Consider the following 16,079-nt stretch of genomic DNA (forward strand, 5'->3'; position numbering starts at 1 on the left):
TTATTATGCAATATAATAAATATTTATTTGATTAATATACAATTTTATGTATAATTACCTTAATAACTTTAATTAGGGGATGATTACTTGGGACGGCAAAACAATTAGAAATCATACAGTTCCACAATAGAAACTTTTTAAAGGAGCGCGACTTCTCAAAGGAACAACTGGAATTACTCATTGATTTCGCTGAACATCTGAAGCTTAAAGAAAAACACGGTATTCCACACCGCTTCATGAGCGGCAAACATCTCGCAATGATTTTCGAAAAGCAGTCGACGCGTACACGCTCAGCCTTCACAGTAGCTGCCGGCAAACTAGGCGCGCAAGTGGAGTATTTAAATAAGGATGATATTCAGCTTGGGGCTAAAGAGTCTGTAGAAGACACTGCAAAAGTACTAGGTTCGATGTTTGACGGGATAGTGTATCGCGGGTTTGATCAGGCAACGGTCGAATCACTTGGAGAACATGCGGGGGTGCCTGTATGGAATGCACTCACCAATGAGTGGCACCCTACGCAGATGCTTGCCGATTTTCTGACTATCAAAGAACATTTAGGGGACTTTCATGGGAAGACCGTAACATTTGTTGGAGACGGTCGAAACAACATCTCACATTCCCTTCTTATAACGGGCGCGATACTCGGGGTGAATATCAATATAGTAGCGCCAAAAGCACTGCAGCCGAGCATCAGTATTCAGAAACTAGCCTGTGAAATCAAGGAAGACTCTGGAAGCAGCATATTGGTCACTGAAAATATTGAAGAGGGTGTATATGGCAGTGATATCATCTATACAGATGTCTGGTGCTCCATGGGGGAAGAAGATGCTCTTGAGGAACGATACACCCTGCTCCACCCTTATCAGGTAAATCAGTCATTGATTGATATGACAGGCAAAGCCCATACCATATTTCTTCATTGCCTCCCGGCCATACACGATACAAAAACGGACATGGGGCGCACTGTTTTCGACAAATTTGGGATGGATGGTTATGAAGTCACTGATGAAGTTTTCAGGAGTCCTTATTCAAAAGTGTTTCAGCAGGCAGAGAATCGCATGCACACGATTAAAGCACTGCTGGCAGCGACATGCGGCGACGTATACTGAAGAAGCGGTTATTTCACCGCTTCTTTATTTTATCCAGTTTTCCCACTTGACGCGCACACCTGACCTTGTGAAGTCACCCTCCTTTATACCTACAGGGGTATTTGACAGATCTGGTTATAGTACCTATAATATATATATAATTAATTAAGAAGGTGATGGTTTGACTTCAATCCAGGAAAAGAAAGTTTATGATAAAGCTGTCATGAATCGTATACATCGCTTGCAAGGACAGATTAATGGTGCTTTAAAAATGATGGAAGAAGGCAAAGACTGTAAGGATGTAGTCACGCAATTGAGTGCTGCAAAAAGTGCCTTAAACCGTACTATGAATGTTATTGTCAGTGATAATCTCGTTCAATGCGTAAAAGAAACGATGAATGATCCAGATGAAAATACAGATGATCTTGTTAAGGAAGCAGTAGAGCTCCTGAATAAGAGCAGATGATTTCATCTGTTTTTATTCCCCTAAAATATACCCTGTCGGGTATTTGACAACTCCCAACTTACTTGTTATTATACCCCTATAGGTATTTAAAAGCGAAAGGATGATCAGTAATTATGAGCAACACGGCTACAAAGTATCATATTAATGATGCAGATCAATTAGTTGAAAAAAATGAATATCTGCTCGATGTAAGGGAACCCTTCGAGTATGAGATGGGGCATATCGCCAACGCCGATAACATTTCAGTAAATGAATTGGAATCGCGCTTGGACGAGCTTCCTAAAAATCAGAGAATCCACGTATATTGCCAAAGAGGCAAGCGTGGTGCTGATGCAACAGATATCTTGAAGCGCAATGGTTTTGATTCAATCAACCTTGAAGAAGGTTACAGCCAGTATAATGGAAAGTATGACAGCGCTGATGAAACGACTGCTGTTGACCAGACTTCAGGGAAAAATCTCACCATCGATCCCGACAGGGTCAAAATAGAAGCAAGTGGCCTACAATGTCCGGGTCCACTTCTCAGGGTAAATGAAGTTATGGATGGATTAGAAGATGGTCAACAGATGGAAATGACCGTAACTGATTTCGGTTTCTGTACCGATGTTGAAGCTTGGGCGCGTAAAAAGGGACACTTTATCCTTAAAAACGAAAAGGTCGGCGAAAAAGTGGTAGTAGTACTTCAGAAGAATGATTCCGAAGATAAAACTGCTTCTGAAGGGCATCAGATGGTTGAAACTAAAGATGGGGCCACTATGGTCGTATTCAGTGGAGACCTCGATAAAGCATTGGCCTCCTTCATCATCGCCACAGGTGCCAAAAGCATGGGTAAAGATGTCACGATGTTCTTCACGTTCTGGGGACTAAACGTCATCAAGGACCCGAATGCCCCAAGAAAGAAAAAGACGGGACTCGATAAAGCTTTCAGCATGATGATGCCGAAATCAGCCTCTAAACTCCCGATATCCAACATGAATCTATTCGGACTCGGTTCCAAGATGATCCAGCACGTCATGAAAAAGAAACGCGTCGATGCACTCACCGAAATGATAGACAAAGCAGATAGACTCGGCGTCAAAATGGTAGCATGTACAATGAGTATGGATATAATGGCAATAGAGGAAGACGAACTGCTTCCCAATGTTAATTTCGGTGGAGTAGGCACCTATCTTGGCGATGCCGAGAATGGAAACTTGAACCTGTTCATCTGATTAGGAGTATACGATGCATTTAAAACAATCAATTCAAGGAGTGTACATTAATGTTCTTTAAACAATTCTTCGACAAGAAACTTGCACAGACATCCTATATGGTAGCTTGCCAAAGAACAAAAGAGGCTATGATCATCGATCCAAAACGCGTCGTTGATGAATATGAAGAAGTTGCAAACGCAGAGGGATTCAACATTACACATGTAGCTGAAACCCACATTCATGCTGACTTTGCTTCTGGTCTACGTGACGCTGCGAAAAGGTTCAATGCCACTGCATATGTATCCGACGCGGGCGGTGAAGATTGGAAGTACGAGGATATGCCTGCCGATACTGTATATGTAAAAGATGGGGATATCATCAATGTAGGCAATGTAGAACTGAAAGTAATGCATACCCCTGGGCATACACCAGAAAGTATTTCATTTATACTGACGGACCGTGGTGCCGGCAGTGAAGAACCAATGGGCATATTTACTGGCGACTTCCTATTCGTTGGTGACATCGGCCGTCCTGACCTATTGGAAGAAGCAGCAGACATGGAAGGCACTACTGAAGAGGGTGCCAACGCAATGTTCGATTCCCTTAAAAAATTGAATGACTTCCCAGATTTCATGCAAGTATGGCCTGGCCATGGCGCGGGCAGTGCATGCGGTAAATCATTGGGCGCAGTCCCCTTGTCCACTCTCGGATATGAGCGGAAGAATAACTGGGTATTCGATTATGAGGACAAAGAGGATTTCATCAAGGAATTGACGAGCGACCAGCCCGAACCACCTAGCTATTTTGGACAAATGAAGAAAGTCAACAAAGAAGGTCTTCCAGAGTTTAAAGTGAAAGATGTGGAAATAGGCACACCTGATGAACTGCCTGGTCAAGTGTTCGATCTCAGAAGTAAGGAAGCGTTTAAAAAAGGCTTTAAAAAAGGAGCCATAAATATTCCCTACAATGATAAATTCCTACAGTTCGCAGGATGGTATGTCGATTTTGATCAGCCAATGACCGTTATCGCAAACCCTGAAGACAGCAAGGCGTTACAGAAAGATCTAGCATCCATCGGTTTTGATGACTTGAAACTGATTGTGCCTGAAGATAAAGCTGATAAATATTCCGATGACTCCTACGATAATATATCTCCTGAGGCGTTTGCCGAAAACTATAAGGATAAAAATGTTCTTGATGTCCGTTCGACTTCAGAATATGAGGGCGGTCATTTGGAAAATGCACACCATGTTCACTTCGGCCACCTCGAAGAAAAAGAAGTGCCGTTCAATACCGACGAGCCAATCTATGTGCATTGTCAATCAGGTGTACGTTCAGCAATCGCTATGAGCGCATTGAAAGCGCGCGGTTTTGAAAACGTAGTGAATATAGAAAAAGGCTACGCCGGCATCAAAGAAGCGATGAAGTGATGGATATATCTTTCATCATAGTGATATTTCTGATTGGATTCATCGGTTCCTTCATATCAGGTATGGTTGGAATCGGGGGATCCATCATCAAATATCCTATGCTGCTGTATATCCCCCCTTTGTTGGGGGTGACGACTTTCACTTCCCATGAAGTTGCAGGTGTAAGTGCCGTTCAGGTGTTCTTTGCAACAATAGCAGGAGTGTGGGCTTATAAAAGCAGTGGCTACCTTAACATGAGATTAATCGCATATATGGGGGGCGCCATCCTGATTGGTAGTCTGATAGGTGGATATGGTTCTGAGTTCCTTACAGAAACCCAGATTGATATCGTCTACGCTATCTTAGCAACTATAGCCGTTGTCATGATGTTCCTTCCAAAGAAGGAGGCTCCCTTCAGCCCAGGAGATGACCTTCAGTTTAATGGTCCACTGGCCGCTGGCCTGGCTTTGATAACCGGTGCGGCGGCTGGCATTGTAGGTGCAGCTGGAGCATTTATACTGGTACCTATAATGTTGATTGTCCTTAAAATACCCACACGGGTCACCATAGCCACCAGTCTAGCAGTGACATTCATTTCTTCGATTGGTGCTACTATAGGTAAAGTCGTTACCGACCAGGTGCTCTACGGCCCTACGGTCATTATGATTGTTGCTAGTCTTCTTGCAGCACCGCTAGGAGCAAAAGCCGGACAGAATATGAATACTAAAGTCCTGCAATGGATTCTGGCCCTGATCATTCTAGGTACAGCAATCAAAATTTGGACAGAAGTGGTTATGTAAAAAGGTCTGCCTAATAAGGCAGACCTTTTATCTTTTCTGATTTATTGTATTATTGGTAGTGTTATATTGATGTTATATCAGCGCTAAAGCAGTTATACGCACGATGAATTCAGGAAGCGATATAGTCGGTCTGGTAAGCAAGCTGCTTGTTGAATAATACATTTGGCGTTATATTGTCCCAGATAAAAACTGTGGTAGCTGATTACTTAATTCGTTTAAATGTTTCTGAAATTGATGTTTCTGTCATAGGTCCCGTGTATTTAGATACTATAATTCCTTCCGAGTCTATGAAATACGACGTCGGAATCGACACAACCTGATAGGTGGTGCTCACCATCCCATCTTCATCAATTGGTACAGGAAAGTTTAATCCATATTCTTTATAAAACTTCATCATATCTTGCTCACTGCTTTCCTGATGCATCATGTTCACAGCTACGATTTCAACCTCATCCTTGTTCTTCTCATAGAAATTCTTCATATGCGGCATTTCCGCTTTACAAGGTGGGCACCAGGAAGCCCAAAAATTAAGCATTACAGGCTTATCTATGGCATTAAGCGAGATCGCTTCGCCATCATAACCCTGCAATGTAAAATCAGGGGCTTTAGATCCTATATCAAGCCCTGTTTCCGGATCCGACTCCAAAGATTTGCTGACACGTGCGTCTTCTGTAATAGCTTGATAGATGGTAAAAAAGAGCGCACTTAAAATTATCGCAACGATAATATAATGTCTATATTTCTTCATCTTCTCCTCCTCTATTCACAGTAAGAGAAAGATAAAGGATACTTAGGACGATGAGCCATTGCAGCAGGCTGAGGCTGAATATTTCAGCACCGTTATAGATAAAGAAACGCATGATCAACTGCAGTACGAGTAACGTTATGGCAGAAATTAATATGATTCTTATATGCTTCCATTTGAAATATATGAAAATAAGCACAGCAAGTGACATCACGGTCAGGAAAATGTAATGCCATTGGCCGAAAGCCCGAAGTTCAAGAAGACCATAGAAGGTATAGAAGGCAACGATGAATATAGCATATGCTTCTGCATGAAATAATGTCTTCATCGTATAGAACATGTATATGAAAGCAGCCACCATAGCTATAAGAAGACCAAAGGGCCCACCATCAAAATAGAAGATGCCCAATGGGTTATCGAGGAACTCACTCCAGCTGAACAATATATAGGTTCCTTTATGGACTAGAAAGACAATTATAAGTGCATTTACCCATTCATTGAACAGTTCCTTCTTATACTCAGCTTCCCACAACATCAGGTAGCTGACCAGCAGGCTCAATAGAAGTACAATATATATCCCCGGTATTGATATTGTGCCAACATTAAATGATTCGATCATACCATCAACCCAATTCTTTATGATTTATCAAGACGATTTCAATCATCCCATGAAATAACCGGTGAATAAAGTACATTGCCTCATTTCAATTTCCTGACCCCAAATCCCACTATATTGTCGTAAATATTTGCAGAGAGCAGTTTACCGGCTAAGTTAAGTGAGAGCGATCCACGCGTTGTCCTATATACAGATTTAACACGGCTGTTTAATAATGCATCATACATTATATCCCGCGTTTTCGTCATCTCCGGCGCACGGTTGAAAGCTCTCATCATAAATGCTTTCATGTTCTCCATCTGTTCACTATAGTCCGCCCCTCCATCTTCCATATGATTCCGGTTAAAGGCAGTTTCTCCAAACGATGTTTTCACGACTCCAGGTTCTACCATCACAACCTCAACACCCAAATTTTTCACTTCCTGCCTGAGCGCAGTGCCTATTGCTTTTATACTGTGCTTAGTTGCGGCATAGTAGCCCATGCCAGCACTCGAAATATGCGCTGCAGAAGAACTGGTTATAACGATTCTGCCTTTTCTACGCTGACGCATCGAAGGCAAGACTGCCCGGATGGTTTCTACCGCACCGAACACATTCACTTCAAACTGTCTCCTCATTTCACTCCCGGGCACAGCCTCTATAGGCCCATAGATACCGTATCCAGCATTTACTAGAACTGCATCCACGATACCAACCTTCTTTTCTATCATCTGATGGGTCTCTTTAATTTCCTCTGGATTGCCGACGTCCATAGGAAAGGCAAGCGCGCCTTCCTTAACAAGGATGTCCAATAGATGAACACGTCGTGCGCTTACACAGATTATATGCTCCGTCTTCTTTAATAGCTTCAAAGCAGTTGCCATTCCAAAACCACTCGAAGCGCCTGTAATCCAAATTATCTTCTTCACAGCTGGTCTCCTAACCCACTAAACGTTATTTACCTTTGAATATATTAAATAATTTATTTAAATACCCACCTTTTTCTTCTCTCTGTTCATTTTCAGAGCGGCTTTCCGCTGATTGTCCATGTACTTCATGGTTGCTGTACTGGTTCATATCTATGTTCGGAGAGGCATCCGAAGCTGGCGTTTGAGTATCATTATCAACTGCTACATACGTATCAGAAGATCCTTCTTCCTTTTTTTCAAGGTTCTCATCCACTTCAATATCCTCATAATCTTGGTGCTCCTCAATTGATGTAGCAGTACCCTGGTTTTCGTAGGAATTATTTTCGTCATTATAATTCAATGAGAGCGTTTGTGGTTGTGTACCGTACTCATCTAACCGCTCTACCAATCTATGTACATTGTTCTTAAGGTCCCTATTTTCCTGCTGCATGGTTTCCAACTTTTCCATGACAATTCCCAGCATATGATTGATGTCATTATTAGTGACGCTGGCAGGCATGTTGTTCTCTTTTTCAGTGACGATATCCGATACTTGCGAAATTATTTCATCAGCAGCTGTTTCAAGTGTATATCCTGGTTTTTTAGCTGTCTTGATGAACTCTTGCAGGACAGCAATATCATTCTGCGAAAATAATCTTCTATTATGCTCGTCTTTGGCAACTTCATAGTTCCGGTCTTCCAGTAATCTGACATACTTACGGACGTTCTGATCCGAGAGTTCCACTTTGTCCTTAACTTGTGCAGTCGTATAAAATATCGCCTGGTTTAATTCTTTCATGATATCTTCTCCCTAATATAATGTCAGTATGGCTGAAAATCAAAATGATTTTGACACCTTATGTCAATAACAATACCATATTTCGCCGTACCGTTTCAATAACGATAGTGCTACATACGTTGTTTATTATTTGAAAAACCCTAAATGCAGGTTTTTAAAGGCGTTATAATAGCATTATAATTAAGTTTAGTGATGATTTTTAATAACGTTGGTGATCCTTTTGAAAAATTGCTCTTAATTGTTTTTAAACTTCAGGCTTTCTATTTTCATACTGTGTTGATTGGCATTATACTGTATATATATTTTGATTCTAGTGTCACGAGAGCGTATCAGAATTTAAATTTTATCTGCAAAGGAGTACTATATGGGCTACAGAAAAGAAACTGAAATGATCGTAGATAATAAACGGGGATTGGATTATAGCACCGCAAACCAACCTTTGTATTATTCAACTGCCTTTCTCAGACCTGACCTCAACGCAGAGGATGGCTACCTTTATGTAAGGCATGGCAATCCGAATAGGGATAAACTTGAAGAAAAACTTGCCGAACTAGAAAATGGGAGATACGCCTATGCATTCAACTCTGGGATGTCAGCAATAAGTGCCGCTTTGATGACATTTTCACCGGGCGATCATATTATAATGCCTGCTGATATGTACGGTGGCACATACCAATTGGTGAAAACTATTTTAAAACGGTTTGGGTTGAGTTTTACTGAAGTGGATCAGACCAATATAAATAATGTAACTGATGCGGTCAACGCAAACACTAAAGCAATTTATATTGAAACCCCGTCAAATCCAACGCTTAAAGTGACAAATATAAAAGCAATTACCCAATTCGCTTCTGCTAATAATATTAAAACACTGGTCGATAACACTTTTATGACACCATTAGGACAAAACCCTCTGGATTTGAGTGCTGATATAGTCATCCATAGTGCAACCAAGTTTTTAAGTGGACACAGTGACTTGATTGCCGGAGCAGTCATTGTAAACGATGATGACATAAGTATGCTTCTTAAAGAACTTCAAGTCGTCATGGGACTTGCACTTGGCACATACGATTGTTGGACATTGAACCAACACTTGAAAACGTTGGGCATACGATGGGAACAATCCATTAGTAACACTGAAAAGATCCACCGGTTCCTCACTGCTCATCCAAAAATCGAAAAAGTATATTATCCATCAGACAATGCGGTGCATATGAGTCAGGCCAATCACGCAGGGGCAGTAATCAGCTTCAAATTGAAGAATGAAGACCAGGCACAAAAATTCGCCGATCATCTCAAAATTCCATTGATTTCGGTAAGTCTTGGGGGAGTAGAAACTATATTGTCTCATCCTAAAACTTCCAGCCATAAAGATTTATCGGAATCAGAGCAGAGAGAAAAAGAAATCACCGATGGCTTGTTCAGATTATCTGTAGGCATTGAAAATTCAGATGATCTGATAACTGACCTTCAAGCTGCCCTTGAAACAATCTAGAAATGACTATCACCAACAATAAAAAGACCTCTATGTCTGATTTTTGAAAATCAACAATAGAGGCGTTTTTGTGTGTGAGCATACTTCACCATTTTCTCATCCATTGTATTCTATTTATTGTTGGCTTTATTTATTTCTTCCATTGACTGAATGATGCTATCCCTGAAACCAAGGCTTTCCAATTTCATGACACCTTGTATCGTTGAACCACCAGACGTCGTAATCTGATCTTTCAGCACTCCCGGGTGCAATTCAGTATCTATCACCATCTTTCCAGCTCCGATAAGTCCAATTTTTTTGTTGATATATGTTCCTTTTGACCTTTAATAGGCTACGATTGATAGTTCTTTTTAGTTGTTGGCGTTACAATATATTGCTATGTGTTATAACAATGTATCGCTATGCAATACAAATAAGCAGACCGTAAATATACCGGTCTGCCTATCCGACTCCATCAACTTAAGAGGGCGCCATCCTCTTGGGATTTAAGATTTAATCTCTCTGAAACGTCATCATGTATTTCTTTGTACTTGTCCGGATGTTCAGCAAGTTTCATGCCATAGGAAGGTATCATACTTTTGATTTTGTCTTCCCAATTCGGATATTCTTCGGGGAAACACCTTTTCATGATATCCAACATCACATCTACGGATACTGACGCACCTGGAGATGCTCCAAGAAGGGCTGCGATGGAACCATCTTCAGCAGTTATGACTTCTGTACCAAATTGAAGTGTCCCCTTGCCACCTTTTTCTGTATCCTTTATAACCTGAACACGTTGCCCTGCCACTACGATATCCCAATCTTCGCTCTTGGCTGTAGGTATGAACTCCCTCAAATCCTTCATCCGTTCTTCACTTGACTGCAACACTTGTTCAACAAGGTATTTGGTCAAGCCCATCTCCTTAGCGCCTGCTGACAGCATGGTCAACACATTGTTTGGTTTAACAGAACCAATAAGATCAAAATAAGAACCAGTTTTCAGGAATTTAGGTGAAAAACCTGCGAAAGGCCCAAACAATAATGACCTTTTACCATGTATGTGCCTCGTATCAAGATGTGGTACTGACATTGGTGGAGCGCCGACTTTCGCTTTACCATATACTTTCGCTTCATGCTTCTCCACAATCTCAGGATTTTGACATACCATGAAAATACCACTCACCGGGAAGCCGCCAATGTTTTTAGACTCTGGAATGCCTGTCTTCTGAAGAAGTGGCAGACTGCCTCCGCCTGCTCCAATAAAGACAAATTTCGATGTATGATACTCTACTTTACCAGTATCAAGATTTTTCACCTTAACTTGCCATTCTCCACCTTTTGTCCTACGGAGATCTATGACTTCATGTCTTGTATGCATAGATACATTTTTCTCCTCAAGATTTTCAAACAACTTTCTAGTCAAATTGCCGAAATTGACATCAGTACCTGATTTGATTCTTGTAGCAGCAACAGGTTTATCAAAATTACGCCCTTCCATCATCAATGGTAGCCACTCTTTCAACGTTTCCCCATCGTCAGCAATTTCCATTCCTTCAAAAAGTGGATTTTCAGAAAGCGCTTCGACCCGTTTTTTGAGAAATTCAACATTTTTCTCGCCTTCGACAAAACTGAGATGGGGCACCGGCATTATAAAGTCTTGAGGCCTCTCCAGGTCTCCTTTTTCTACAAGATGAGCCCAGAACTGTTTGGAAATCTGAAACTGTTCGTTGATATGTACTGCCTTTGATATATCAAGCGATCCATCCGCCTGCTCAGGAGTGTAGTTGAGTTCACAAAGCGCTGAGTGTCCTGTGCCAGCATTATTCCAGGGATCGGAACTTTCTTGCGCAAGAGCATCTAATTTTTCGAAAACTTTCATGTTCCATTCAGGTTTCACTTCTTTAAGAAGTGTACCCAAAGTCGCACTCATGATGCCGCCGCCGATCATAATGACATCACTCTTGTTCATTACACTGTTCATAATATCTCTAAGCTCCTTATCAATATCAATAATATTGTTGTTAAAACGATAACATCATTTCAATCATCCATCTCCCGTGTCTAGGGGTACCCACTTGAGCAAAGATGATATACTAAAATGCAATTGTAAATTCACTATTCATCATATATTGATTATACTCCTTTTATAAGCCATATAAAAGGGGGGGGGGTTATATATGACATACAATTTATATTTATGACATACTTTTGGAGCTGTTATCATGGCTTTTAAATTCATATATGTTTTTCTGCCTCTTCTTCTTTTTGCTTTCCTCATTCTGATTACAGATATACAAAATGCGGCTGGGGGTATTTTCATATATTTTCTTATCATGGCAGCACGTTTCGTGTATGACAAGATAAAAGAAAAGAATAAAAAATAAAGACGCCTAGGAGGTTATTTCCTAGGAAGCCCTTATCAGTCAAGACACTTTTTCATTAACATATTCCACAAATGTGTGGATGTCCCCTTCAACGACATCTACCATGGCTATTTTACCCATTCCTTCTGGAAACTCTATGAACAGAGTATCTTTCTCAGAAGTGGCTCTTACAATATCATTATAGCTGAAGACCCTTCTATAGCTTTCTCCATTCATATCCACATTCATGATCATCCGCTCGTTGGTCGTTATATAGGCACCCTTGAACTGGGTCTGCCCCCCCACTTTATAAATGAGCGTACCTTCGACATGCGGTCCGAATTTTTCCGTAGGATACAATTCATCCTCGTTTATTTCTGTCAGTCTCATTGACTTTCACTCCTTGAAAGAATTTATGATGATATAACCTCATCTGTTCGACATTCGAATAATTCAAGTTAATCTTGATGAACTTTCCAACCCTTGCGTGTCGCTACTGCAAGTAATCTCGGATCGGGCTTTACAGCTACTGGGTTCCCTACCAATTCAAGCATTTGCAAGTCTGCGTAACTGTCACTGTATGCTTCGCTGTTCTGCCAATCCACTTTTTTATCTGCGAAGTGTTTTTTGATGATATCAATTTTGCGTTCAGCATAGACACGTTCAAACTTGGACTTCGAATCCAGATGTTCGCCACTATAATTAACTTGAGAGCCTATTACACAATCTATATCAAAACCCTTGAACACAGATTCCAGCAAAGGTTTGAAGGCTCCTGATATAAGCATGATATAATAATTATCCTGTTTCAGCTGCCGCATCTTAGCCAAAAGTGGCATTCTCAAATCTCCGACCATATCATCCGCTACGTCTCTAAAGAAAGATTCAATCTCTTTTCTCGAATTCCTCTTAAAGGACCTCAGATAGTATTCCATGGCTTTATGCTGCATTGTATGTTTTTTGACGAGTTTCAGTTTATAGCCGATATATACAGGTGCGAATGCACTAATGAAACGCCTATGGTTTTTTTTGAATTGGGGATGAGTTTTCAAGCGTTCCATAAGTATATTAAAAGTTTCGTATGGATACAAAGTACCATCAAAATCAAAAAGGGCAACTTTCATCTGAAATTTCCTTTCTCCTGGAGTCATTACCTATAATGTATTTTAACATATGAGGCACTTTTCCTGTCCTCACATGTTTCGTGTGAAACACTCATAATTTTCCATACTTTTAAGCTTATGATATCTCATATGACACATATTATGTTGACGAATGATCAATCCTACTATTCACCTGGTTCAAATGCCGGTTCCAAATGCCCTTCCTCACTCAAATCATCCAAAAAGTCATATACTTCCTGTGAGGTGAATGCTTTCTTCGCTGCCTGAATTGCTTCTGTATCCTTATTATCTTCCCTTGCTACAAACTGAATTGCAAACGTATCATTCTCATCTTCCTCAAGCAATATTGCATCTTCTGTAGTCAAATCGATACTCGCTATATAAGTTGGATAATTGAAGACCAGTTCCACGCCATCTTCATATGCTCCTGTAAGATTGAGCAGATCTATATGGGTAAATTCTAGATTTTTTGGGTTCTCTTCAATATCATCGACGGTGGCGGTATGTTCTGCCCCATCTGCCAAGCCAATGATGTCATGCTGGTCGAGGATCATCAGGGCACGTGCTTCGTTCGTACCGTCAGAAGGAATTGCAACTTCTGCACCTTCTTCAAGTTCATCGATGGAGTCATAGGTCGGCGAATAGAAGCCCACAATGGCGTTATAAATGGGTTGTAACGCCACCAGATCGCCATCCCTCTCCTCATTGAAATTTTCCATGAATGGCGTATGCTGGGCAAAATTGGCATCAACTTCTTCATTCAGCAGGGCCTCATTATATTGGATGTTATCAGACACCTCAACCAACTCTATTTTATACGGTTCTTCAATCGCTTCTCCAGCAATCTCGACTACATCAGTCATTGGAGGCAGGTGTGAGGCGACCTTCACTACCTTCTCTTCTTCCGATTTCCCACCATCTGCCGAGTCTTCAGTACCGCTTCCCCCATCACTACATCCAGCTAGAATCAAAGCTAAGCTACCCAATAAAATACTTTTTTTAAACATGATATATCTCTCCTTTTATATGATTCATCTCTTATCCAATCTTTTTGCGGTATACATGCCAAGCCATTGCACCATGATGACGAAAATAACTATGATTACTATAGACGTATACATGATGTCGGTCTCATATCGCTGATAACCATATCTTATGGCAAAATCACCAATACCGCCACCCCCTACGACTCCCATAATCGTAGAGTAGGAGATAAAGCTGACAAATGCCGTAGTAAAGCCAATCAGCAATGAACTCCTTGCCTCTACGTAGATGAATTTCCATACGAGTTGTGGAGTGGATGCACCCATCGATTCTGCTGTTTCCATGACACCTTTTGGTACATCATGCAGAGACTGTTCGACGAAACGTGCATATAATGCTATAGCAATTAACATCATTGGAAATGATGCTGCAATTGGATCTCCAGTAGCCCTTCCGTATACTCCACGAATTAAAGGCTGCATGACAACTACGAGCAACAGGAAAGGGAACGAGCGTATGATATTTATAAACACATTGGACAGTTGCTGTATGTACCTGTTCTCTAGGGGATTCCCTTTGGCGGAGAGGAATAGTAGCGTCCCAAGCGGTAAGCCTAATAGTATGGCTGCGGCCATCGCAAAACCCATCATGATGCCAGTCTCATACAGGCTAACAGCCAGCTTTGGTGCATACTCAATAAGTCTCTCGATATACCGGTTGAATTCATTCATTCTTCAACACTTCCAATATCCGTTCATGGTATGATTTGATGTTTCTCTCACGCGTTTTGTTCACTACTTCTACCGTATCGATTAGTTTTCCTTTTTCCAAGACTGCTGCCCTATGGCATAACGCTTTTATAACATGCAATTCATGGGTCACCACGATGATTGTCATATCATACTCCCTCTGGGCTTTTCTCAACACATCAACTATTTCGTATGTAGTATTCTCATCCAGCGCAGAAGTCGGTTCATCACAGAGAAGCACTTTGGGACGAGTGATTAGGGCACGAGCGATACCAACGCGTTGTTTCTCCCCTCCTGAAAGTTCCGCTGGATAATTTTTACGTTTGTCAGCCAAACCGACAAAATCGAGCACCTCTTCGAGCGATAGAGACTGCTTATAATTATGGAGCGTCAAGGGCAACCGTACATTTTCCTCAACCGTCTTGTTGCCTAATAGATTGAAATGTTGAAAGATCATACCGATATCTTTTTGATGATCTCTCAGCGCCTTTCCTTTCAAGCGACCTACATCGACCCCTTCCATCTTGACTGACCCCTCGTCTGGTATTTCCAAAGCATTGATGAAGCGCATCAATGTCGACTTTCCAGCGCCACTCTCTCCGATTATGCCAAACACTTCGCGCGCCGCAATCTTCAAAGTCACGGCATCGACCGCCTTGAATGTACCCTCTCTCCCTGTAAAGGATTTTGAAACAGTTTCGATCTCGATCATTTCTCAAGCCTCCTGATTGATTCTCCTAAACATCGCCGATATAACGTTGTCTTCATGATCTAATCTTCGTCACAGAAAATATTTCAGACAAGCTCCAGTCTTTCCTTATAACATTTTCTGCAGACGGGCACATATTCTTCGTCCCCGATTAAAATGCTCTCCCCTACATTTACGGGACGGTCATCCAACAGGCGCATGTTCAAAGTTGCCTTTTTATTACAGTATTGGCAGATCGTCTTCAACTCATCCACTGCATCCGACAGTTCCAACAGCGTACGGCTTCCTTCAAAGAGCTGATTGCGGAAATCAGTCTTAAGTCCAAAACAGATTACCGGTATGTCCAGGTAATCCGCGATATCACTGAGGCGCATGACATCATTCTTGGACAGGAATTGAGCTTCATCCACTACAATCGCATGGACTTCTTCTTCCATATGGGTCTTATGCACTTCATCGTAGATATTATCAGTTATATACTCACACATCAGTTCCAATCCGATGCGCGACTTGATCATTTTATATCCGCTTCTCGTATCTACTCTTGATGAGTACGCCAAGCAACGTTTCCCCTGAGTTGTATATTGGTGATGAGTGGTGATGATCTGATTGCTCTTATTGCTTTGCATCGTGCCGTAACGATAATATAATTTTGCCACAGTGCACCCTCGAC

At 41.3% G+C, this 16,079-nt stretch carries 18 protein-coding genes; 6 read left to right on the forward strand and 12 right to left on the reverse strand.

Translation table 11 applies throughout. From position 1 onward, the window contains the following. Positions 1–110 precede the first annotated feature (110 nt). From argF to ACZ5LF_RS11040, 5 genes are all read left to right on the forward strand, one after another. Entirely contained in the window at positions 111–1,109 is a 999-nt protein-coding gene (gene argF, locus ACZ5LF_RS11020; RefSeq protein WP_380570125.1) for an ornithine carbamoyltransferase, read from the forward strand. A gap of 202 nt (positions 1,110–1,311) precedes the next feature. After that, positions 1,312–1,554, forward strand: coding sequence for a metal-sensitive transcriptional regulator (locus ACZ5LF_RS11025; protein ID WP_380570124.1), 243 nt, complete (start codon positions 1,312–1,314; stop codon positions 1,552–1,554). Between the two features lie 113 nt (positions 1,555–1,667). Next, positions 1,668–2,765, forward strand: a complete 1,098-nt coding sequence (locus tag ACZ5LF_RS11030) for a DsrE/DsrF/DrsH-like family protein (protein WP_380570097.1) — start codon at positions 1,668–1,670, stop codon at positions 2,763–2,765. A gap of 50 nt (positions 2,766–2,815) precedes the next feature. Beyond that, on the forward strand, positions 2,816–4,177 hold the full coding sequence (locus tag ACZ5LF_RS11035; RefSeq protein WP_380570096.1) for a rhodanese-like domain-containing protein: 1,362 nt from the start codon (positions 2,816–2,818) through the stop codon (positions 4,175–4,177). Beyond that, the gene (locus ACZ5LF_RS11040) at positions 4,177–4,956 is read left to right on the forward strand and encodes a sulfite exporter TauE/SafE family protein (RefSeq protein WP_380570123.1); all 780 of its coding nucleotides are present in this window, start codon (positions 4,177–4,179) and stop codon (positions 4,954–4,956) included. Before ACZ5LF_RS11035 ends, ACZ5LF_RS11040 begins: the two co-directional genes overlap by 1 nt. A gap of 202 nt (positions 4,957–5,158) precedes the next feature. Here the strand turns inward: ACZ5LF_RS11040 and ACZ5LF_RS11045 are convergent, their stop codons facing one another. From ACZ5LF_RS11045 to ACZ5LF_RS11060, 4 genes are all read right to left on the reverse strand, one after another. Further along, positions 5,159–5,704 carry a redoxin domain-containing protein gene (locus tag ACZ5LF_RS11045; RefSeq protein WP_380570095.1) on the reverse strand — a complete coding sequence of 182 codons (546 nt, stop codon included), beginning with the start codon at positions 5,702–5,704 and terminating at the stop codon, positions 5,159–5,161. Beyond that, a complete protein-coding gene (locus tag ACZ5LF_RS11050; protein WP_380570094.1) occupies positions 5,691–6,320 on the reverse strand; it encodes a hypothetical protein in 630 nt (209 codons plus the stop codon). Before ACZ5LF_RS11050 ends, ACZ5LF_RS11045 begins: the two co-directional genes overlap by 14 nt. Before the next feature lie 80 nt (positions 6,321–6,400). Beyond that, the gene (locus ACZ5LF_RS11055; protein ID WP_380570093.1) at positions 6,401–7,225 is read right to left on the reverse strand and encodes an SDR family NAD(P)-dependent oxidoreductase; all 825 of its coding nucleotides are present in this window, start codon (positions 7,223–7,225) and stop codon (positions 6,401–6,403) included. 25 nt (positions 7,226–7,250) lie between these two features. Next, positions 7,251–8,003 (reverse strand): hypothetical protein, encoded by a 753-nt coding sequence (locus ACZ5LF_RS11060; RefSeq protein WP_380570092.1) that lies wholly within the window; start codon positions 8,001–8,003, stop codon positions 7,251–7,253. 364 nt (positions 8,004–8,367) lie between these two features. On the opposite strand from ACZ5LF_RS11060, the gene ACZ5LF_RS11065 reads away from it, so the two are divergent. Further along, entirely contained in the window at positions 8,368–9,495 is a 1,128-nt protein-coding gene (locus tag ACZ5LF_RS11065) for a trans-sulfuration enzyme family protein (RefSeq protein ID WP_380570091.1), read from the forward strand. 110 nt (positions 9,496–9,605) lie between these two features. Here ACZ5LF_RS11065 and ACZ5LF_RS11070 read toward each other — a convergent pair whose 3' ends face one another. From ACZ5LF_RS11070 to ACZ5LF_RS11105, 8 genes are all read right to left on the reverse strand, one after another. Then, positions 9,606–9,764 (reverse strand): pyrroline-5-carboxylate reductase dimerization domain-containing protein, encoded by a 159-nt coding sequence (locus ACZ5LF_RS11070; protein ID WP_464759283.1) that lies wholly within the window; start codon positions 9,762–9,764, stop codon positions 9,606–9,608. A gap of 185 nt (positions 9,765–9,949) precedes the next feature. Beyond that, the gene (gene mqo, locus ACZ5LF_RS11075; protein ID WP_380570090.1) at positions 9,950–11,458 is read right to left on the reverse strand and encodes a malate dehydrogenase (quinone); all 1,509 of its coding nucleotides are present in this window, start codon (positions 11,456–11,458) and stop codon (positions 9,950–9,952) included. A 442-nt stretch (positions 11,459–11,900) separates the two neighbouring features. After that, a complete protein-coding gene (locus ACZ5LF_RS11080) occupies positions 11,901–12,230 on the reverse strand; it encodes a hypothetical protein (protein ID WP_380570089.1) in 330 nt (109 codons plus the stop codon). Between the two features lie 68 nt (positions 12,231–12,298). After that, entirely contained in the window at positions 12,299–12,964 is a 666-nt protein-coding gene (locus ACZ5LF_RS11085; protein ID WP_380570088.1) for an HAD family hydrolase, read from the reverse strand. Between the two features lie 164 nt (positions 12,965–13,128). Beyond that, positions 13,129–13,971 carry a MetQ/NlpA family ABC transporter substrate-binding protein gene (locus ACZ5LF_RS11090; RefSeq protein WP_380570087.1) on the reverse strand — a complete coding sequence of 281 codons (843 nt, stop codon included), beginning with the start codon at positions 13,969–13,971 and terminating at the stop codon, positions 13,129–13,131. Between the two features lie 24 nt (positions 13,972–13,995). Beyond that, positions 13,996–14,679: a methionine ABC transporter permease gene (locus tag ACZ5LF_RS11095; protein ID WP_380570086.1), complete on the reverse strand. Its 684-nt coding sequence runs from the start codon at positions 14,677–14,679 to the stop codon at positions 13,996–13,998. Continuing rightward, positions 14,672–15,409 carry a methionine ABC transporter ATP-binding protein gene (locus ACZ5LF_RS11100; RefSeq protein ID WP_380570085.1) on the reverse strand — a complete coding sequence of 246 codons (738 nt, stop codon included), beginning with the start codon at positions 15,407–15,409 and terminating at the stop codon, positions 14,672–14,674. The genes ACZ5LF_RS11095 and ACZ5LF_RS11100 overlap by 8 nt, the downstream gene beginning before the upstream one ends. Positions 15,410–15,492: 83 nt before the next feature. Beyond that, positions 15,493–16,065 carry a thymidine kinase gene (locus ACZ5LF_RS11105; RefSeq protein ID WP_344703820.1) on the reverse strand — a complete coding sequence of 191 codons (573 nt, stop codon included), beginning with the start codon at positions 16,063–16,065 and terminating at the stop codon, positions 15,493–15,495. Positions 16,066–16,079 lie beyond the last annotated feature (14 nt).

The organism is Salinicoccus siamensis (genome assembly GCF_055391965.1).